At 67.7% G+C, this 19,728-nt stretch carries 16 protein-coding genes; 10 read left to right on the top strand and 6 right to left on the bottom strand.

The window, feature by feature from the left end; translation table 11 throughout:
- The first annotated feature begins 299 nt into the window (after positions 1-299).
- On the top strand, positions 300-2,453 hold the full coding sequence (metG, locus tag FAZ97_RS03740) for a methionine--tRNA ligase (RefSeq protein WP_158757250.1): 2,154 nt from the start codon (positions 300-302) through the stop codon (positions 2,451-2,453).
- A gap of 94 nt (positions 2,454-2,547) precedes the next feature.
- Here the strand turns inward: metG and FAZ97_RS03735 are convergent, their stop codons facing one another.
- Both FAZ97_RS03735 and FAZ97_RS03730 read right to left on the bottom strand, forming a co-directional pair.
- Positions 2,548-6,951, bottom strand: coding sequence for a translocation/assembly module TamB domain-containing protein (locus FAZ97_RS03735; protein ID WP_158757249.1), 4,404 nt, complete (start codon positions 6,949-6,951; stop codon positions 2,548-2,550).
- Between the two features lie 61 nt (positions 6,952-7,012).
- Positions 7,013-8,770 (bottom strand): autotransporter assembly complex protein TamA, encoded by a 1,758-nt coding sequence (locus FAZ97_RS03730; protein WP_158759043.1) that lies wholly within the window; start codon positions 8,768-8,770, stop codon positions 7,013-7,015.
- A gap of 362 nt (positions 8,771-9,132) precedes the next feature.
- Between FAZ97_RS03730 and FAZ97_RS03725 the strand changes: the two genes are divergently transcribed.
- The 4 genes from FAZ97_RS03725 (at position 9,133) to panD (ending at position 11,865) form a co-directional block, all read left to right on the top strand.
- Complete coding sequence (locus FAZ97_RS03725) at positions 9,133-9,318, top strand: DUF3460 family protein (RefSeq protein ID WP_069265440.1); 186 nt, start codon at positions 9,133-9,135, stop codon at positions 9,316-9,318.
- A complete protein-coding gene (locus tag FAZ97_RS03720) occupies positions 9,318-10,232 on the top strand; it encodes a segregation and condensation protein A (RefSeq protein ID WP_233271627.1) in 915 nt (304 codons plus the stop codon). The genes FAZ97_RS03725 and FAZ97_RS03720 overlap by 1 nt, the downstream gene beginning before the upstream one ends.
- A 301-nt stretch (positions 10,233-10,533) precedes the next feature.
- Positions 10,534-11,376, top strand: a complete 843-nt coding sequence (gene panC, locus FAZ97_RS03715) for a pantoate--beta-alanine ligase (RefSeq protein ID WP_158757248.1) — start codon at positions 10,534-10,536, stop codon at positions 11,374-11,376.
- Positions 11,377-11,478: 102 nt separating this feature from the next.
- A complete protein-coding gene (panD, locus tag FAZ97_RS03710) occupies positions 11,479-11,865 on the top strand; it encodes an aspartate 1-decarboxylase (RefSeq protein WP_028207747.1) in 387 nt (128 codons plus the stop codon).
- A gap of 69 nt (positions 11,866-11,934) precedes the next feature.
- Here panD and FAZ97_RS03705 read toward each other — a convergent pair whose 3' ends face one another.
- Complete coding sequence (locus FAZ97_RS03705) at positions 11,935-12,573, bottom strand: ParA family protein (protein ID WP_158757247.1); 639 nt, start codon at positions 12,571-12,573, stop codon at positions 11,935-11,937.
- Positions 12,574-12,794: 221 nt separating this feature from the next.
- On the opposite strand from FAZ97_RS03705, the gene FAZ97_RS03700 reads away from it, so the two are divergent.
- Complete coding sequence (locus tag FAZ97_RS03700; RefSeq protein WP_158757246.1) at positions 12,795-13,214, top strand: PaaI family thioesterase; 420 nt, start codon at positions 12,795-12,797, stop codon at positions 13,212-13,214.
- Between the two features lie 39 nt (positions 13,215-13,253).
- On the opposite strand, the gene FAZ97_RS03695 is transcribed toward FAZ97_RS03700, so the two are convergent.
- Positions 13,254-14,777, bottom strand: a complete 1,524-nt coding sequence (locus tag FAZ97_RS03695) for a cobyric acid synthase (protein WP_158757245.1) — start codon at positions 14,775-14,777, stop codon at positions 13,254-13,256.
- A 155-nt stretch (positions 14,778-14,932) separates the two neighbouring features.
- Here FAZ97_RS03695 and cobU point away from each other — a divergent pair, with 155 nt between their 5' ends.
- The 4 genes from cobU to FAZ97_RS03675 are packed head-to-tail and all read left to right on the top strand — an operon-like array spanning position 14,933 to position 18,348.
- Complete coding sequence (cobU, locus tag FAZ97_RS03690; protein ID WP_158757244.1) at positions 14,933-15,487, top strand: bifunctional adenosylcobinamide kinase/adenosylcobinamide-phosphate guanylyltransferase; 555 nt, start codon at positions 14,933-14,935, stop codon at positions 15,485-15,487.
- The gene (gene cbiB, locus FAZ97_RS03685; RefSeq protein ID WP_158759041.1) at positions 15,487-16,422 is read left to right on the top strand and encodes an adenosylcobinamide-phosphate synthase CbiB; all 936 of its coding nucleotides are present in this window, start codon (positions 15,487-15,489) and stop codon (positions 16,420-16,422) included. The genes cobU and cbiB overlap by 1 nt, the downstream gene beginning before the upstream one ends.
- A complete protein-coding gene (gene cobD, locus FAZ97_RS03680) occupies positions 16,415-17,440 on the top strand; it encodes a threonine-phosphate decarboxylase CobD (protein ID WP_158757243.1) in 1,026 nt (341 codons plus the stop codon). Before cbiB ends, cobD begins: the two co-directional genes overlap by 8 nt.
- Positions 17,440-18,348, top strand: a complete 909-nt coding sequence (locus FAZ97_RS03675) for a cobalamin-binding protein (RefSeq protein WP_158757242.1) — start codon at positions 17,440-17,442, stop codon at positions 18,346-18,348. The genes cobD and FAZ97_RS03675 overlap by 1 nt, the downstream gene beginning before the upstream one ends.
- Before the next feature lie 21 nt (positions 18,349-18,369).
- Here FAZ97_RS03675 and cobC read toward each other — a convergent pair whose 3' ends face one another.
- Entirely contained in the window at positions 18,370-18,957 is a 588-nt protein-coding gene (gene cobC / locus FAZ97_RS03670) for an alpha-ribazole phosphatase (RefSeq protein ID WP_158757241.1), read from the bottom strand.
- Positions 18,942-19,718, bottom strand: a complete 777-nt coding sequence (locus tag FAZ97_RS03665; protein WP_158757240.1) for an adenosylcobinamide-GDP ribazoletransferase — start codon at positions 19,716-19,718, stop codon at positions 18,942-18,944. The genes cobC and FAZ97_RS03665 overlap by 16 nt, the downstream gene beginning before the upstream one ends.
- Positions 19,719-19,728: the final 10 nt, after the last annotated feature.

Genomic DNA, 19,728 nt, shown 5'->3' with positions numbered 1-19,728 from the left:
CTGGCAGAGAATCGCAAAAAATTTTCGAACTCTCGGGAAATCGCGCTGTCTGTCTTTACGGTACGTGTGCGGCAGTGCCGCCGCGTCACCATTCTCCTCTTGTCGTTGTTGCTCCGGGGCCATTCTTGCCCCGGTTTTTTTTGGCCGCATTTTGTGCATCGCAGCATAGCCGTTGCTCGCGCGGCCCGCGTTCGCGCGAAGCATCGCGCATAGACGCGCACACCTGCTGGCCGAACGATGCCGCGTCCGCCCTGCTAAAATCGCCCTTTCCCCCCGCAACATCGGACTTCCCCTCACTTATGTCAGCACCCGCCACCGACCTCGCAGCAGCCGGCGCGCATGCCAATCCAAGCGGCCGCCGCCAGATTCTCGTTACGTCTGCTCTGCCGTACGCCAACGGTCAGATCCACATCGGCCACCTGGTCGAGTACATCCAGACGGACATCTGGGTTCGCGCGCTGCGAATGCATGGCCACGAGGTCTACTACGTCGGTGCCGACGACACGCACGGCACGCCCGTCATGCTGCGCGCGGAGAAGGAGGGCCTCACGCCGCAGCAGCTGATCGCGCGCGTGTGGCAAGAGCACAAGCGCGACTTCGACAGCTTCGGCGTGTCGTTCGACAATTACTACTCGACGGACTCCGAAGAGAACCGCGTGCTCTCCGAGTCGGTGTATCTGGCGCTCAAGGAAGCGGGTTTCATCGAAACGCGCGACATCGAGCAGGCCTACGATCCGGTCAAGAACATGTTCCTGCCGGACCGCTTCATCAAGGGCGAGTGCCCGAAATGCGGCGCGAAGGATCAATACGGCGACAGCTGCGAAGTGTGCGGCTCGACCTATGCGCCGACCGACCTGAAGAATCCGTACTCGGTGGTCTCGGGCGCCACGCCGATCCGCAAGACCTCGACGCACTACTTCTTCCGCCTCTCGGACCCGCGCTGCGAAGACTTCCTGCGCGGCTGGGTGAGCGGCCTCGCTCAGCCGGAAGCGACCAACAAGATGCGCGAGTGGCTTGGCGACTCGGGCGAATCGAAGCTCGCCGACTGGGACATCTCGCGCGACGCGCCCTACTTCGGCTTCGAGATTCCGGGCGCGCCCGGCAAGTACTTCTACGTGTGGCTCGACGCGCCGGTGGGGTATTACGCAAGCTTCAAGAATCTGTGCGAGAAGCGCGGCATCGACTTCGAGGCATGGGTGAAGGCCGGTTCGAAGACGGAGCAGTACCACTTCATCGGCAAGGACATCCTGTATTTCCATACGCTGTTCTGGCCGGCCATGCTGCAGTTCTCGGGCCACCGCACGCCGACCAACGTGTTCGCGCACGGCTTCCTGACCGTGGACGGCGCGAAGATGTCGAAGTCGCGCGGCACCTTCATCACGGCGGAAAGCTATGTGACCACGGGCCTGAACCCCGAGTGGCTGCGCTACTACTTCGCCGCGAAGCTCAACAGCACGATGGAAGACCTCGACCTGAACCTCGAAGACTTCCAGGCGCGCGTGAACAGCGACCTCGTCGGCAAGTACATCAATATCGCGAGCCGCGCGGCGGGCTTCCTGATCAAGCGCTTCGAAGGCCGCGTGCAGGATAGCGCGATGAATCATCCGCTGCTCGAACAGCTGCGCGCGGCAATTCCGCAAATCGCTGCGCACTACGAAGCACGCGAATACAGCCGCGCGCTGCGCCAGACGATGGAACTCGCCGACGCCGTGAACGGCTATGTCGACACGGCCAAGCCGTGGGAACAGGCCAAGGACCCGGCCAACGCGGTGGCGCTGCACGAGAGCTGCAGCGTGAGCCTCGAAGCGTTCCGCCTGCTTTCGCTCGCGCTCAAGCCGGTGCTGCCGCAACTCGCTCAAGGCGTGGAGCAGTTCCTCGCCATCGAGCCGCTCACGTGGGCCGACGCAGGCAAGTCGCTGTCGTCGCAACACGCGATCAACGCGTACAAGCACCTGATGACGCGCGTCGATCCGAAGCAGATCGAAGCGCTGCTCGCCGCCAACCGCGATTCGCTGCAGGCAACCGATGCGCCCGCCGCCGCGGCTGCGGAGGCCAACAAGAAGTCGAAGGCTTCGAAGGAAGCGAAGAAGCCAGCCGCCGATGAAGCGCCCGAAGTCATCTCCATCGACGACTTCGCGAAGATCGACCTGCGCGTGGCGCTGATCGTCGACTGCAACATCGTCGAAGGGTCGGACAAGCTGCTGCAACTCACGCTCGACGTGGGCGAGGAAAAGACGCGCAATGTGTTCTCTGGCATCCGTTCCGCGTACAAGCCGGAAGACCTCAAGGGCAAGCTCACGGTGATGGTCGCGAACCTCGCGCCGCGCAAGATGAAGTTCGGCATGTCCGAAGGGATGGTGCTCGCGGCCTCCGCGGCCGACGAGAAGGCCGAGCCGGGGCTGTACATTCTCGAACCGCATAGCGGCGCCAAGCCGGGCATGCGCGTGCGCTAAGGCGACACAAGCGCAAACGCCACAGCGTTGCGCTACGCACAAAAAGCACACCTCTCAGGTGTGCTTTTTTTATTGCCGTCGATTGATGATCTCGCTACCAGCGGATCCGGTCGAAACGCCGCGTATAAAGAATATCGGCACCATTGAACGTCCCGCCATACACCACCAGCGACCAGTAACGCGAGAGGTTGATCGTGGCCTTCACCGCGTTCGAAGCCGACTGCAGGCCCTGTTCATAACCGATCACGAGCCGCTGATTGATCACCTTCGCGATCATCACGACCTCCGGGTCGGTCAGCCCCACCTCGCTGCGCCCGATCGAAAATTCGTCGAGGCCGATACTCTGCGCGATGCGCTTGCCCTGCGCGCTGCCGAGCAACGCGAGCGCCGTGGTCATGGCGTTCTGCTGGCCGAGGTTGTTGCCCTGGTCGGTGCCGTGCCCGAACAGCAACCACGAGAGTTTTTCGTTGTCGGGCACGTTCGGCTCGGAAACGAGCTTGACCATCGGCGCCTGGACCGTGCCCGTGACCTGCACGCCGGCCTCGACCTGCTGGTTGCGCCGCATGGCCAGAATGTTGATGCCCGGATTGCCGACTGGCCCGTTGAACGTGAAGAAACCGTTCTCGATGTTGAGCTTGGTGCCGAACGCCGTGTACGAGGAGCCTTCGGTCACGCGCACGTTGCCGACCGCGCGCAAGGGAACGTCCGGCGCGCTGTTCACGGAGATCGTGCCGGCGAGGCCGAGATCCGCGCCCTGCCCGCGGAAGCGGAAGTCGTTGCCGAGATCGATGTCGATATTCGCGCGCGGGGCAAAGCGCGGTGCGGGCTTCGTCGAAGCCGTTTCCTCGATCGGCGGCCGGCCGCCGCTCGTGCTGCCGTCGGGGCGCACGATCACGACGTCGTCGCCGAGCGAGGGCGCAGGCGACGTGGGCATGTCGAAGAGCGCGTGATCGACCTTGAACTTGCCGTCGATCTGCATGCCGCCCAGGTGGCCGCCGTTGGCGATGCTCGCGCTGCCGGAGAGCGACATCTTGCGGTCGGGCGAAGCAAACAGTTCGAGCTTGTCCGCGACGATGCTCGCCGTGAGATCGGGTTCGGCGTTGTCCAGACGCACGCGGCCCGTGGCGCGCAGCGTGCCGCTCGTCGCGCCGTGGAACTCCACCTGCTGGAAGTCGACTAGGTTCTGCGAAAGCGCGATGCGGATCACGCCGTCCTTCAACTCCACGCCCTGATCGACCACCGTGGCGGAAAGCCCGTCGCCAACGAGCGAGCCCGTGAGGTTCGGCTTCGCAACCGTGCCGCCGAGCTCGAGCTGCAGCGCGAGATGGCCGTCGAGCAGATACGTCGGGCCTAACATGCCGCCCGTGGTCCTGAGCGAGGGTACGTTCGCCTTGATGGTGCCGCCAACCGGCGCCTCGTCCGCGACAGTGAGGATGCCGTCGCGCGGCACAAGCGTCGTGAAGGCGTCGATGTCGAACGTGCCTACGCGGCTCGCCTGCGCATGCGCCGTGAGCGCGAGGCGGTTGCCGCCGCTGAACGCGGCGCGCACGTTGAGGTCGCCCACGCCGAGCGAGGCAAAACCACGGCCGACTTCGGTCGTGATGTCGCCGGAGCGGCGCTTGATCTGCACGTAGCCCGTGGCCGTCTGGCCGAGCGAGAAGTCCCAGTCGCCGTCGAAGATCAGGTCGGTCCTGAGCGTGGACGGCACGCCCGTGAACTGCTGCCGGATCTGCATGATGCGCGCAAGCGATACGCCGGTGAGCGTGCCTGCCGAGCGGATGCGGCCATGATCGAGGTCGAAGCCTTTCAGCTCGAGCGTCGCGCCCTCGCCCACCAGACGCGTCGCGCCGAGCGTCACCTTGCCGGGGCCCGCGCTCACCGTCAGCGGCGACTGCAGCTTCACGCCCGGCACGCCGCGGTTCTCGAGCTGCGTGAGCGTGCCGTTCCAGCGCGAGCCTTCACGCGTGTCCTGCAGGCCGCCGTTCGCCGCCACCACGAAGTCGATCGGCTGGCCCTGCACCTTGCCCTTCGCGCTCGCGCTGAGTGTGTGCTTCGCGCGCGTGCCGTCGAGGCGCGCGGTGAGCGTCGTGATATCGACGCCCGCCACGGCGATCCCGCTCGCGTCGGTGCTGAAGGCGAGTGCGCCATTCGCGCCGTCGCGCGCGAGGGCGTGGCCCTCGGCATGGCCGACGCGGTTATCGCCGAACACTACATGGTCGGCCTTGTAGTCGAGCGAGACGTCGGGATGCGCGAAGGTGCCGGTCACGTCGCCGTTCGCCGCGAGCTGGCCCGCTATGCCGAAGCCGAGCCGGTCGAGCTGCGGCGCATCCACACGAAAGCGCAGGCGGTCGCCACGCGCGCCGAAGCTGCCTTGCAGATCGACGGTATTGCCAGCGACCGAGAGGTTCGCGCGGCTTGGCAGAATGCGCGAGCCCGCCAGCTGGATGAGGCCCTGGCCCGTGAGCGGCAGGTCGTCGTAGACGCTCGGGCCGAGCTTGAACTCGGCCCTCGTCGTGAAAGTGGGCGCGAGCGTGCCGCTCGCGTTGAGCGTGCCGTTCACGCGCGCCACGATGGGCCTGCCAGCGGGACGCGCGGCGGGTCTGGGCCGCGCTTCGGGTTGGGCCGCCCCACTCGGCTCGGTCTGTTTCGCGATCTCCACGCGTTTTTGCTCGGCAGCCTGCTCGCCGGACTGCGCGGGATTGAGCGACGGATTCAGCGCCGGATTGAGCGCGAGATTGCGTTGCGGGTTGAGCGCGTCGGCGGCGGGCTGGGCTGGGGGCGTAGGGCGCGCCCGTGCGGCCGGAGCGGGCGACTTCGCGGTCGTACGCGCCGGGATTTGCGACGTGAGCGACAGCGGATCGAAATCGGTCAGCACCGCCTTGAGTTGATACGTGGAACTGGCGTCGTGCTTGAGCGCGCCCGACAGGTCGATGCGCCCCGCGCCCGAAGTCAGCCGCACGTCGTTGAGCGACAGGCGCGCGGGGTCCTGCGTGACCTTGCCCTGCACGCGCAGCGCCGCCTTCGGATCCGCGAGATCGAGCGTGACGCTCTGCACGTCGCCGTTCAGCCGCACGCCGATCGGCCCCGCGAATTGCGTGGCGCGCACGCTCGATTCGATCGCATTGAGGTCGAGCCCGGCGACCTTCAGATCGAAGCGTCCGTCGCGCCCGGTGATCGTGCCGCCGCCGGTGATCGTCGCGTTCTTCACGAGACGCACGGCGAGCTTCGGGATGCGCTGCGTCTTCGCGTCGAGCACGACGTCGGCGTGGGCGTCGATGAGCGGCAGCAGCTTTTCGTCGATGGCGCCCGGCTTCGCGTTGACGATCGAGACCGCTCCCGCCACCGTGAAGCCAGCCGCATCGGACTGCGCGACGTGGTGCTTCGCCCGGCCTTTCGGCACCGATGCCATCGCCGGCACGGAAGCCGGCGTCACCGCCGACACAGCCGATGCCCCCGAAGCCACCGCTGCGAGCGCCGCCGGCACGCCCGCCGCGCCACCGGGCACCGGTTGCAGTTGCGCACGCACCGCCAGGTCGGCGAACGGCGCGCCCGGCGCGAACGCCTGCGGATTGACGTGATCGAACGCGAGCGTTGCGCGTTGCAGCGGCACAGAAGCGAACGGCGTTGCCTCCACATGCGCGCGGCCGTTGAGCTTCATGCCGCTCGCCTCGATGTCGGCCGTGAGCGCCTCGAGCGAGCCGGCGAGGTTGGCACGCACCTGCACGTCTTCGCCGTTCACCTTGCCGGAGTAGCCCAGGTCGCCTGTGAGCGCGAACGGCCGCACGCCATCGAGCTTCGCTTCGGCGCTTACCGCGCCAAAGGGCGTGTCGAGACGCTCGATGGCGGCCTCGTGATGGCGGCCGTCGCTGCGTCCGTGAAACTGAAACTGCGAGAACTCGTTGGTCGAAGTGCCTTCGTGCACCGTGAGCTTGTTCACCTGCAAGTCGCGGATCTCAAGGCCGAGCGGCAGTTGCAGGTTCTCAGGCAACTTCATGGGCGAAGAAGGTTCGTGCGACGGCACGATGCGCATCTCGATGCCGCCAGCATGCAGATAGTCGACGACGAAGCGCCAGGGCTTTTGGCCGAAGCCCTGCAGTGCCCATTGACCGCCAATGCGGTCGACCTTGAGCGTGGTGCCGTCCGTGCCGCGCCAGCTCACATTGGTAAAGCGCACACCGCTCGCGAGCGTGCCGCCTTCGAGCGTGCCCGCGAGCTTGCCGTCGAGCAGCTTGACGGCCGCGCGCCACGCGTAAGCCGTGCCGCGCTCGGTGGTGAGCACGCCATAGAGCAAACCGGCGACCAGCCCGACCAGCAGCACCGGCACGACGATCGCCCACGTCAGCGCCTTCCAGAGCCGCGGCCCGCGGCGCGGCGGCGGCGCACCGGCGTCGCCGGATTCACCGCGCGCTTCACCATCCGGGCTGCGTCCCGCCTCCCCCGGCGGCACCGCGAACGTGGCGGGCAACCACGCCAAAGCGTCGAAACGGCGCGCGCTCATGCGGCCCCCTCGCCGTGCGGCGCAGGGTTCGTGGCGAAACGGAACAGCGAGCGCGTCATCATCAGAAGGCGATCCCGAGTGTCAGATAAGGCCGCACGCTGTGAGTGCGAAAACCATAGGCGAGATCGAGGTTGACCGGCCCGACGGGACTGCGCCAGCGCGCGCCGATACCCGCGCCCGGGTCGAACTCCTTTTCGCCCCAGGTGTCGGTGGCGGTGCCGACGTCGAAGAACGCCGCGCCGCCCCAGTCGTGGCTGAACCAGTGCTGGTATTCCGCCGACCCGGTGACGAGATACTTGGTCGGCAGGATCGAGCCCGACTGGTCGTTGCCGATGCTCTGGAACGAGTAGCCGCGCACCGAGTTCGACCCGCCCGCACGGAACAGCAGCGACGCGGGGATGCCGCTCGACGGGCCGCTCGTGAACACGCCGCCCAGTTCCGCGCGAAACACCATGATGTCGCTGCGGCCGATCGGCAGGTATTGCTGGCCGCGCATGTAGGCGCGCAGGAAGCTTTGCTCGGCGCCCACGTTCTTGAGCGCGATGCCCGCCTCCATGCGAATGATGTTGCCCGTGCGCGGAAAGAGCGGGTCGTCGACGTTGCGGCGCGTCCAGCCCCAGGTCGGCACGAGCGCATAGGCTCGCGACGACGGCCCCACGTTCTGCGTGAGGCGGTCGTCGTAGAACATCAGCGCGTAGGCGTAGTCGATGTTCTGCGAGGTGCGCGTGCGCTGCACGCCAACCCGCGCGCTATAGATGTTCGTGTCCGAGACGTCGGTGGTCGTGTAGGAAGCGACGAGGCTGTTGGTCCACGCGCGCGGGCCCGGCGGCATCGAAAGCTGGACCTGGCCGAACTTCTGGATCTGGTCGAGCCGCCCCTGCACCTGGAACGGCCACGCCGCCCCGAACGTATTCAGATACGTATAGGAACCCTGGACATGCGCGCCGGTGTCGGTCGAATAACCCACGCCGCCGCGGAAGTTGTTGAACGGGAACTCGCTCACCTTCACGTGCACGGGCGTATCGACCGGCTTTTGCGTGTTGGCGTCGACGTCGATCGCCACGCTCGCGTAGTACGGTGTGTTCTGCACCTGGCGCTGGAGTTCCGCCACGCGGTTCAGGTCGTAGATTTCGCCCGGCGAGAGCGGATTCACGTTGTCGATGATGTAGCCCGGATACCGCTGCGGGCCCGAAACGTCGAGCTTGCCAAGCGTAAAGGTCGGCCCGCTGTCGAACGTTACGGAAAGTTGCGCGTCATGTTGCAGCGGATCGACCCGCGCCTCCGAAAACACGATCTTGGCGCCCAGGTAGCGGCGCGCCTGCAGCGCCTTGAGCGAGGCGTTCTTGGCATCGTCCCAGCCTGACTGCGTAAAGGCGTCGCCGTCGTGCAGCGAGAATGCGAAGCGCGCGGTGTTCTCCTGCGCCGGGTCTTCCGTGAGCACGGGGCCGCGAAAGACGAGCTTGACCGACGAAATCGTGGTGCGCGGCCCCGGGTCGACGCTCACGCGCACGTGCCGCCTGCCGTCGATCGTGCGTACATCGGTACGCACGACCGGCGTGAAATAGCCCGCCGTCGAGGCCAGATCCCGGACCTGCTGCGGCGTCGCGGTCACGAGGAACTCGAACTGGTCCTCGTTCACGTCGGCGCGCGTGGCAAAGCGCGCAATGTCGAGGTGAGTTTCGAAGAGCTTGCGCAGGTCGCGCGGGGAGGCCTGGATATCGACGTCGTAATAGGTGCGCGGGCGCATCCACGGCAGGAGGGTCGTGAGGATGTCCGCCTGGGCGGGCGGCGCCACGGCAGAGAGCACGGCGAGGCACATGAACAGGCACGCGGCGAGCGGTGGCCGCGCCGCCCGCGAGGGGCGCCGCCGTGCGCACAATGCTTCGATCACCCATCCCGCCAAACGCCACCTCCGGCCGTCGTAGAACTGGTTGGCGCCGGTTGCGCCGCTCGCGCGCAGGGCACGGAGGGCGGCAACGGGCGCAAACGCGTTATTTCACCACATCGGCGCGTAAAAACCCCAGGAGGCGGCGCAAAGGGGCCGCAAGACGGCAGCAAAGGGGGAGGAGCACGAAAGTCGGCGCGGATGTTCCGCGGCGTTGGCTTGCGGTAAAATTGCCGCCGACAGAATTAGCGGCGCGGCGCAATCAGGCGCCCCGCCTTACTGGACGGACGTCAGCCATGTATCAGTCGGACATCACGCAGTTCATCAACCAGCTCAAGCAGCAAAAGCCGCAGCTCGAAGAACAGCAACGCAAGGGCCGTGCGCTCCTGTGGGACAAGCAGCCGATCGACCTCGACGAGCGCGAGCGCCAGCAGGCTTCGCGCGTGAAGCAAACGTCCTACGTCTACTACCAGAACTTCTGATGGCCGAGGCCGAGGGGGTCGGCGCGCCGCCAGCGGGCGAGCACGCGGCCAGTCACGCGGGCCACGCGCCCGGGCCAACGCCCGGTGAGGCGCTGACCACGCCCGCGACCGACTCGACGCCCGATACGGTCGACGGCGTCGCGTTCGCACGCCTTTACGGCGAGCCGCTCTTCAAGCTCCCGCAGGACCTCTACATTCCGCCGGACGCGCTCGAAGTTTTCCTCGAGACCTTCGAAGGCCCGCTCGACCTGCTGCTGTACCTCATCCGCAAGCAGAACTTCAACGTCCTCGATATTCCGATGGCGGAGGTCACGAACCAGTACCTCGGCTACGTCGAGCAACTGCGCAAGACCAACCTCGAACTCGCGGCCGAATATCTGCTGATGGCGGCCATGCTCATCGAGATCAAGTCGCGCATGCTGCTGCCGGTCAAGAAGGCCGACACCGGCGAGGAAGCCGAGGACCCGCGCGCCGAACTCGTGCGCCGCCTGCTCGAATACGAGCAGATGAAGCTCGCCGCCCAGCGTCTGGACCAATTGCCGCAACTCGGCCGCGACTTCCTGCGCGCCGAGGTCTATATCGAGCAGAGCATCACGCCGCGCTTTCCCGACGTGGACAGCAACGACCTGCGCGCCGCGTGGGCCGACGTCATCAAGCGCGCGAAGCTCGTCCAGCATCACAAGATTTCGCGCGAGGAACTCTCGGTGCGCGAGCATATGAGCATCATCCTGCGCAAGCTGCAGGGCGAGCGCTTCATGGAGTTCTCCGAGCTGTTCGACACCACGCGCGGCGTGCCCGTCGTGGTCGTGAACTTCATCGCCATGCTGGAGCTGTCGCGCGAATCGCTCATCGAGATCACGCAGCCCGAACCGTTCGCGCCGATTTACGTGCGGCTCGCGTATTTGCCCGCCTGATCCTTCTCCAGGCGCGCGCCGGGTCAATAAATAGGACGGCATCAGACGAAGGCGGCCGCCGGGCCGCACAGCGGAACGCCAGGACAACCCCCTATCCGAGGCGGGTGCGCCGCGTTCACAAATCCACTACAATCGCCCGCGCCTGCCCGGTCTCGTCCCATATACGGGGCACACGTCGTACTTGCCGCGCCATCTGCGCGGACCGGGCGCGCGACGTCCGCTCGCGGCCCCTCGTCCGGGTCTCTGGCTTGCGGCCGTGCCACCCAAGTCTTGCCCCGCGCGAGGCATAAAGCATCCGATCATGAAAGTCATTAGCTCGATTCAGGAATTGCGCGACCAGTTGCGCGGCCAAAACCGCACCGCGTTCGTGCCGACCATGGGCAACCTGCACGAAGGCCATCTCTCGCTGATGCGCCTCGCGCGCCAGCACGGCGACCCGGTCGTGGCGAGCATCTTCGTCAACCGGCTGCAGTTCGGCCCGAACGAGGACTTCGACAAATATCCGCGCACGCTCCAGGACGATATCGAGAAGCTGCAGAAGGAAAACGTCTACGTGCTATTCGCGCCCACCGAGCGCGACATGTACCCGCAGCCGCAGGAATACCGCGTCCGCCCGCCGCACGACCTCGGCGACATTCTGGAAGGCGAATTCCGCCCCGGCTTCTTCGAGGGCGTGTGCACGGTCGTCATGAAGCTGATGTCGTGCGTGCAGCCGCGCGTGGCCGTGTTCGGCAAGAAGGACTACCAGCAGCTCATGATCGTGCGCGCGATGTGCAACCAGTTCGCGCTGCCGACCGAAGTGATTGCCGCGGAAACGGTGCGCGACGCCGACGGCCTCGCGCTCAGCTCGCGCAACCGCTACCTGACCGAAGCCGAGCGCGCCGAGGCGCCGCAACTGGCGGGCGTGCTGCGCGCGATCCGCGAGTCGGTGCTGTCGGGCCGCCGCGACTTCCAGCAACTCGAACTCGACGCCATGGCCACGCTCGCCGCGCGTGGCTGGAAGCCCGACTACATCGCGATCCGCAAGCGCGCGAACCTGCTGCCGCCCGCGCCGGGCGTAGCTGGTGACCCGGAGTCGCCGCTCGTCGTGCTGGCCGCGGCGAAGCTGGGCGCCACGCGCCTCATCGACAACCTCGAAATCTGACGACGCCTGCGGGACGGCCGCGCCGCCCCGCGCTCACCCGCTTCCGCCAGATTCCGCTTACCCGCGGCGGGCCGCGCGCCCGCTCGCCTGAGGAGACCCTCCATGCAACGCCATATGCTGAAGTCGAAGATCCACCGCGTCGCGGTCACGCACTGCGAACTGCACTACGAAGGCTCGTGCGCCATCGACGAAAACCTGCTCGAAGCGGCCAACATCGTCGAAAACGAGCGCATCGACATCTGGAACATCAACAACGGCGAGCGCTTCACGACCTACGCGATCAAGGGCGAACGCGGCAGCGGCATGATCTCGCTGAACGGCTCGGCCGCGCGCCGCGCGCAACTGGGCGACCTCGTGATCATCGCGGCCTTCGCGAACGTGGAAGAGGAAGAGCTCAAGGCCGGCTGGAAGCCGGACCTCGTGTTCGTGGACGAGAACAACCGCATCAAGGGCAGCCGCGACCACGTGCCCACGCAAAGCTGGAGCTGACACGCGAGTGCGGCCGGCGCGGCGCTTCGAGCCCGCGCTGCCGCAATTGCCCGCTTCGCAGTTGCCCGCTTATTTGTCAGCTGGCTTGCCGTCCATCCAGCCGATAATCGACTGCCACTGGTCGAGGTCCTTCTCGACCCGGCTCTTCGCGACATCCCATAGCGTGAGGCCGTGCGCGGCGAGCTGCACGTAGTTCTGCGTGTCGCGCAGATAGCCGAGCACCGGCAGCTCCAGCCCCTCGACGAAGCGCTGCAGCTGCTCGGCCGAGCGCGTGCGCGCATCGACCCGCATGCCCACCACGCCCACCTGGATCGCGCCCTTGCGCACGGCTTTCTCCTTGGCGAGGCGGTTCAGAAAGTCCTGGGTGGCCAGAATGTCGAACATCGAGGGCTGCAGGGGCACGATCACCTTGTCCGCCAGTTCGATGATCGCCTGGAGCCGGTTGCCGTGCAGGCCCGCGGGCGTGTCGATGACCGCGTGCTCGAGTCCCTTCGGCGGCTTCGCCGGGTTGTCCAGATCGACCTGCCAGCTTTCGATGGCCGGCAGCGTCGCGGGCCGCAGATCGAGCCAGGCATGCGAGGACTGCTGCCTGTCGAGGTCCGCGAGCGCCACCCACTCGCCTTGTGCGGCGAAATAGCCGGCCAGATTGGTGGACAGCGTGCTCTTTCCCACGCCGCCCTTGGGATTCGCCACCACGATTACCGTCATGAATGCTCCCGTCAGGATGGCTGGCGCCTGGCCAGCCGGATTGCCGTGATTTTTGCCTGATGCGTTGTTCGATACCTGGCGAGGCGACTTGCAGACGAACGAGCGCCCCGAATCAACCGTCCGATAATATCGGCAAATTGCGCGCCGCCGAAGTCCCCCACGTGCGCGCAAGCGCATCGTTCACCGCATTGTTCACATCAAATACAGGAGACTGACCGACCATGAGCACCCTACGCCACGACGTCACGATCGAAACCCTGCTCGAACGGCAGCGCGGCCGCCTGCCCGATCTGCTGGGCTTTCGTCCGATCGCCCTCGAGCAAGGCCTGATGCGCGCCGAACTCGATGTGCGCAGCGACCTGCTCGCCCCCAATGGCTTCCTGCACGCCGCCACGGTAATCGGTCTCGCCGATACGGCTTGCGGCTACGCCTGCCTCGCCCACCTGCCGCCCAACGCGAAGAACTTCACGACCATCGAGATCAAGAGCAACCATCTCGGCACCGCGCGCGAAGGCACGATCTCGGCTGTGGCGACGGGCGTGCATCTCGGGCGCAGCACGCAGGTCTGGGACGCGACGGTGAAGGGCCCGGACGGCAAGACCATCGCGCTGTTCCGCTGTACGCAGATGGTGCTTTATTGAGCCGGGCGCTGCGCTTTTACCTGGCTTTTAGTCACGCTTCTAGCTGATCACGCCGAACACCTTCTCCAGATCGAGGCTCGCCGCGAGCGTATCCGCCAGCCGCTCAAGCGACGCCTCTCGAAGCGCCGGATAGTCCACCGTGCGCGCCAGCGCGAGCCCGGCCCAGCGCACGAGCGCCGCGCACGCCTCGGGCGTGTCGAACAGGCCGTGCACGTAGGTGGCGAGAATCTGGCCATCCGCCGAGCGCGCGCCGTCCGGGCGCGTCGTCCCCTCCTCTCCCACAGCGAGCCTGAGCGCTGGAAACTCGAGCGAGCGTCCGCGCGTCTCGCCCATATGAATTTCGTAGCCCGCAACGCGCGCCGGCGCCGCGTGGCCGCCTTCCAGCGCCAGCGCGCCCGTCACATTCTTCAGCGTCTTCTCGCGTGTGAGCACGGTCTCGTAGTCGAGCCAGCCGAAGCCCTCGACCGCGCCGGGCTCGCCCTCCACGCCATGCGGATCGGCAATCGCGCGCCCGAGCATCTGCATCCCGCCGCAAATGCCGATCACGCGCCCGCCATACCGCAGATGCCGCGCGAGCGCCGTCTCCCAGCCCTGGGCGCGCAACCACGCGAGGTCGTCGCGCACGTTCTTCGAGCCTGGCAGGATCACGAGATCGGCCGCGGGCGGCGCTTCGCCCGTGCGCACATACGTGAAATCGACCTGCGGATGGGCGCGCAGCGCGTCGAAGTCGGTGTGGTTGCTGATGTGCGGCAGCGCAGGCACAACGACTCGCAGCGTCTCGCCCTCGGCCTGTGCGCCGCTGTGGGCGGCACCCGGCAGCATGTCCTCGGCGTCGAGCGTGAGGCCGTGCAGGTACGGCACGACGCCGAGCACCGGCTTGCCTGTCTGCTGCTCTAGCCACGCGAGGCCCGGTTCCAGCAGCGTGCGGTCGCCGCGAAAACGGTTGATGACGAAACCTTTCACGCGCGCGCGCTCGCTCTCCGAAAGACAGGCCAGCGTGCCGATCAGATGCGCGAACACGCCGCCACGGTCGATGTCGGCCACGAGCACGACAGGGCAATCGACCGCCTCGGCGAAACCCATGTTCGCGATGTCGTTGGCGCGCAGGTTGACTTCGGCGGGACTGCCCGCGCCTTCCACGAACACCGTGTCGTAGCGCGCGCGCAAACGCCCATAGGACTCGAGCACGGCCTCGCGCGCGAGCGGCTTGTAATCCTGGTACGCGCGCGCGTTGAGATTCATGCGCGCCTTGCCGTGGATGATGACCTGCGAGCCGAGATCACTATTGGGTTTGAGCAGCACCGGATTCAGGTCGGTGTGCGCCTCGATGCCGGCGGCGATGGCCTGCAGCGCCTGGGCGCGGCCGATCTCGCCGCCATTCACGGTCACGGCGCTGTTGAGCGCCATGTTCTGCGGCTTGAACGGCGCGACGCGCGCGCCCGCGCGGCGCGCGAGGCGGCACAGGCCGGCGACGAGCGTGCTCTTGCCGGCGTCGGAGGTCGTGCCCTGGATCATCAGTGTGCCGGCGGGTACACGAGGCACGGCGGGTAGCGTGGCGGTCATGAAGCGGTGATGACGGGTGGGCCCTGGGTGGGCCTGCTGTACACGGGAAGGCGAACGCGCATTATCCCATCGCCCTGCCGCACCCTGCAGGACCCCGGCGCGACGTTGGCCGAACGGATGACGGTACGGCGAACCGCAGCCGTTACAATCACGCGATGAATTCGCGCGATCTCACCTTCATCGTCGGCGGCGCGCGCTCGGGCAAGAGCGCGCACGCCGAACGCCTCGCCGCCGCGAGCGGCCTGCCGGTCACCTATATCGCCACCGCGCGCGTGACGAACGACCTCGAATTCGCTGAGCGCATCGGCCACCATCGCGCGCGCCGGCCCGCGCACTGGGCGCTCTCCGAAGCGCCGCTCGATCTCGCGGGTGCGCTCGACGCGGCGGCCGCGCCCGGCCAGTGCGTGCTGATCGACTGCCTCACGCTGTGGCTCGCGAATCTGCTGTGCCCCGCCGATGCCGACTCGCCGCTGCCCGACTGGAGCGAGCGCCTCGACGCCTTCGCTGCCGCCTGCGCGCGCGCGCAAGGCACGGTGCTCGTGGTGAGCAACGAGATCGGCATGGGCGTCGTGCCGATGGGCCCGGCCACACGCCTGTATGTGGATGAACTCGGCCGCCTCAATCAGCGCATCGCGGCGCTCGCGGACCGCGCCACGCTGGTCGCCGCGGGCCTGCCTCTCGCGCTCAAGGCGCCGCGCGAGGCCTCATGATGCTCACGCTTCCCGTTACCGCTGCGCTCGCCGTGGCCGGCGTCGCGGTGGACCGCTGGCTCGGCGAACCGCGCCGCGCGCATCCGCTCGTCGCCTTCGGCCGCTACGCGAACCGCATCGAGGCGCGCCTGAACACGGGTCGGCGCGGCCGGCCGCTCGGCCTGCTCGCGTGGCTCGCCGCCGTCGCGCCGCCCGTTATCGTCGCCGCGCTGCTGTGCGCGCTGCTGCCCTGGCCGCTCGCCTGGGCCTTGCATGTCGCGCTGCTATGGTTCGCGCTCGGTGCACGCAGCCTTGCCGAACACATCGCGCCAATCGGCGCCGCCCTGGCGCGGCGCGACCTCGCCGCCGCGCGCGAGCTGACTGGCCGCATCGTCTCGCGCGATACAGCGGGCGCGGATGCCACCGCACTTTCGCGCGCCGCCGTCGAATCGGCGCTCGAAAACGGCAATGACGCGATCTTCGGCGCGCTATTCTGGTTCGCGATCGCAGGCGGCCCCGGTGCGCTTGCCTTCCGTCTCGCCAACACGCTCGATGCCATGTGGGGTTACCGCACCCCGCGCTTCCTGCGCTTTGGCTGGGCGGCCGCGCGTATCGACGACGTGCTGAACTGGATTCCCGCGCGCCTCACCGCCGCCAGCTACGCGCTGCTCGGCGACACGCGCATGGCGCTGCGCTGCTGGCGCGAGCAGGCGCATCGCTGGGAGAGCCCGAACGCGGGCCCGGTGATGGCCGCGGGCGCGGGCAGCCTGAACGTGCTGCTGGGCGGCGCGGCCGTCTATCACGGCACGCTGGAAGAACGCCCGGCGCTCGGCGCAGGCTCGCCGCCGCGCGCGCAGCACGTGGAGGCGGCACTGCGGCTCGTGGAGCGCACCACCATCCTGTGGCTCGCCGCGCTGCTCGCGCTGGCATTCCTGAGCGTGGCGACCCATGTCTGAGCACCTAGCCGCTCTCGTCGCGCACGGCGGCAATCTGCACGAAGCCGCCGAGCGTTACGGCATTGCGTGGGACGCCTGGATCGACCTGTCGACCGGCATCAACCCACATGGCTATCCCGTGCCGCCCGTGCCGCCAACGGCATGGCGCCGCCTGCCCGACGACGGCGACGGCTTCGCCGCGTGTGCCGCGCGCTACTACGGCGCGCCGGACGCGCAGCACGTGTTGCCCGTGGCAGGCAGCCAGGCCGCGATCCGCGCACTGCCCGCGTTGTTGACGCGAGCCCCTGTCGCGATCGCCCCGCTCACCTACGGCGAGTACGCGCCAGCGTTCGCGCGCGCAGGCCATGAGATCGTGCCGCTCGACGTCGCGCACGCCGCGCTGCCCGATATCGTCACGCATGCCGTCGTGGTCAATCCCAACAATCCGACGGCCACGCATCTCGCTACCGCGCACCTGCTGCATTGGCATGCGCAACTCGCCTCGCGCGGCGGTACGCTGATCGTCGACGAAGCGTTTACCGATGCATTCGGTAACGAGCGTTCCGCAACGCTTGCGCACGCAACCAGCCGCGCAGGACTCGTCGTGCTGCGCTCGCCGGGCAAATTCTTCGGGCTCGCAGGCGCGCGTTGCGGTTTCGCCCTCGCTCAACCCGCGCTGTTAGCCGCGCTGCGCGCGAATCTGGGCACGTGGACCGTGAGCGGCCCCGCACGCCACGCCGTCACCCATGCATTCGAAGACAGCGCGTGGCAAAGCGCAATGCGCGTGCGCCTCACCGCCGAGAGCGCACGCCTCGTTGCACTATTACGCGCTCACGGCTTCGCGCCACACGCGACGCCGCTCTTCGCGTGGATCACGGACCCGCGCGCAGCGGCGCTGCAGCACGCGCTCGCGCGGCATGCGGTGTGGACGCGCCGCTTCGACGCGCCGGCCAGCCTGCGCTTTGGCCTGCCCGCCTCCGAAGACGAATGGCGGCGCTTCGAAAGCGCGCTCGAACAAGCCATGCGGACGCTCGACTGATGCGCGCCGCGATCCTGGCGCTCACGCTTTTCGTCGCAGCGCTCGGCCCATGCGCCGCCCATGCAACCGTCACCGCCATCGACGACGCGGGCAACACCGTCACCCTTCCCGCGCCCGCGCAGCGCGTAGTGAGCCTCGCGCCTCACGTGACCGAGCTGCTCTATGCCGCGGGCGGCGGCGCGAAGGTGGTCGGCGCCGTGGCCTACAGCGATTACCCGCCAGAAGCGCAAAAGGTGCCGCGCGTGGGCGACAATCGGGCGCTCGACCTCGAGCGCATCGCCGCGCTCAAGCCCGACCTCATCGTGGTCTGGCGTCATGGCAACGCGCAGCAACAACTCGATCGTCTGCGCGATCTGCACATTCCGCTCTTTTTCAGCGAGCCGCATAAGCTCGACGATGTGGCGACCTCGCTCACGCGCCTCGGCGTGTTGCTCGGGACCGAATCCACGGCGCAGGCGGCCGCCAGCGCCTACCGCCGCGACATCGCGCAGTTGCGCGCGCGCTATGCGCAGCGCGCGCCCGTGAGTGTGTTCTATGAAGTCTGGGATCAGCCGCTGATGACCATCAACGGTTCGCACATGATCAGCGACGTGATCGCGTTGTGCGGCGGCCGCAACGTGTTCGCGACGCTCGATCCGCTCGTGCCGACGGTTTCCACGGAAGCCGTGCTCGCCGCGAATCCGGATGCGATCGTTAGCGCTTCGCAAGGCGCGACTTCGCCGGACCGCCCACTGCCGAGCCTCGAGCGCTGGCGCGCCTGGCCCACGCTCACTGCTGTTGCACGCGGCAACCTCTTCGCGATCGACGGCGATCTGCTCACGCGGCCCGCGCCGCGCATCGCCCAGGGCGCGGCGCAGCTGTGCAAGGATCTCGATCTCGCCCGTTCACGCCAGGCCGCGGCGCATTGATTCGATCTCCGAATCGACCGGCTACGCGTTCCAGCGCGAGAGCAGCCACTGTGCGTTGAACGCGTCGTAGCGCAGGCACACGATGGCGCCCATCTCCAGCGGCCAGCGCACGCAGCGCGCGAGCGGCATGCCGAGCGCGCGCGCCGTGACGGCGCGAATCACGCCCGCATGCGTCACGGCCCAAACGGTGGACTTCTCGTGCGCATCGAGCGTGTCGAACCACCCGCTCACGCGCGCATCGAACTGCGCAACGCTCTCGCCGCCGTGTTCGCGCGCGTGCTCGAAATTCGCGGCCCATGCGTCGATCTGTGTGCGTTCGATCGCGTCCCAGCGCTGCATCTCCCACGCGCCGAAATCCATCTCCGCCAGGCATGCTTCGGCTTGCGGCGTGTGGCCGCGCACACCGGCCAGCGCCGCCGCCACGCTCGCGCACCGCGTGCGCGGGCTCGTTTCGATCCGCTGCGGTTCGCGCACGCCGAGCGCTGCGAGCCGCTCGGCGAGGTGCGCCGCCTGCTGGGTTGCGTCGCCCGCGAGCGGCACGTCGCTCGCGCCGTAGCACACGCCCGCATCCACGGCCACGGCCGGATGGCGGATCAGAACGAGATCCATGCGAGCCCCACGAGATAGATGGCGATCTCGAACACCTGCTGCGCGAAGCCGAGGCAATCGCCCGTATAGCCGCCGATGCGGCGCACGAAGTAGCGCCCGAGCGCGTAGCGCAGCACGGCGAGCACGACGAGCGTCGCGACGCCCGTGCGCCAGTCGGGCGCACCGGACCACACCGGCCAGAACAGCCACGGCAAGCCGAACCCGCACGCGCACAGCCACGCGGCAACGCTCATGCGCTGCGCAACGGGCTTGGCCTTGCCCTCGGGGCGCACATACTCGAGCGAGACGAGATAGCTGATCGCGCATGCGCGGCTCGCCGCGTGGCCGGCGACCATCAGCATCGCCGCGCGTGCGGGGGGCAGCGCGGCGAGCGTCTGCCACTTCAGCGCAAGCGCGACCACGAGACCAATCGCACCGAATGCGCCGATGCGCGAATCGTGCATGATGCGCAGCACGTCCTCACGGGTGTACGCGCCGCCGAAAGCGTCGAGGCAGTCGGCGAGGCCATCCTCGTGAAAGGCGCCCGTCGCGAGCAGCGTGACACCCATCGACAGCAGCACGGCCACGCTCGCGGGAAACACGCGCAACGCGGCGAGATAGACGAGTGCCCCGAGCGCGCCGATCAACGCGCCGACGAGCGGAAAATAGCGCGCCGCCGCATTGAGCCAGGCAGGCTCGAAGCCGACCCAGCGCGGCACCGGCACGCGCGTGAAATAGCCCAGCGCCGTGAAGAAATAACGCAGCTCCGCAAGCGGATTCATCGCGCGGCGC

Source organism: Paraburkholderia acidiphila, from assembly GCF_009789655.1.
Taxonomy (GTDB): Bacteria; Pseudomonadota; Gammaproteobacteria; order Burkholderiales; family Burkholderiaceae; genus Paraburkholderia; species Paraburkholderia acidiphila.
Note: the sequence above shows the minus strand (reverse complement) of the source record. Positions and strands in the feature narration are given on the sequence as shown.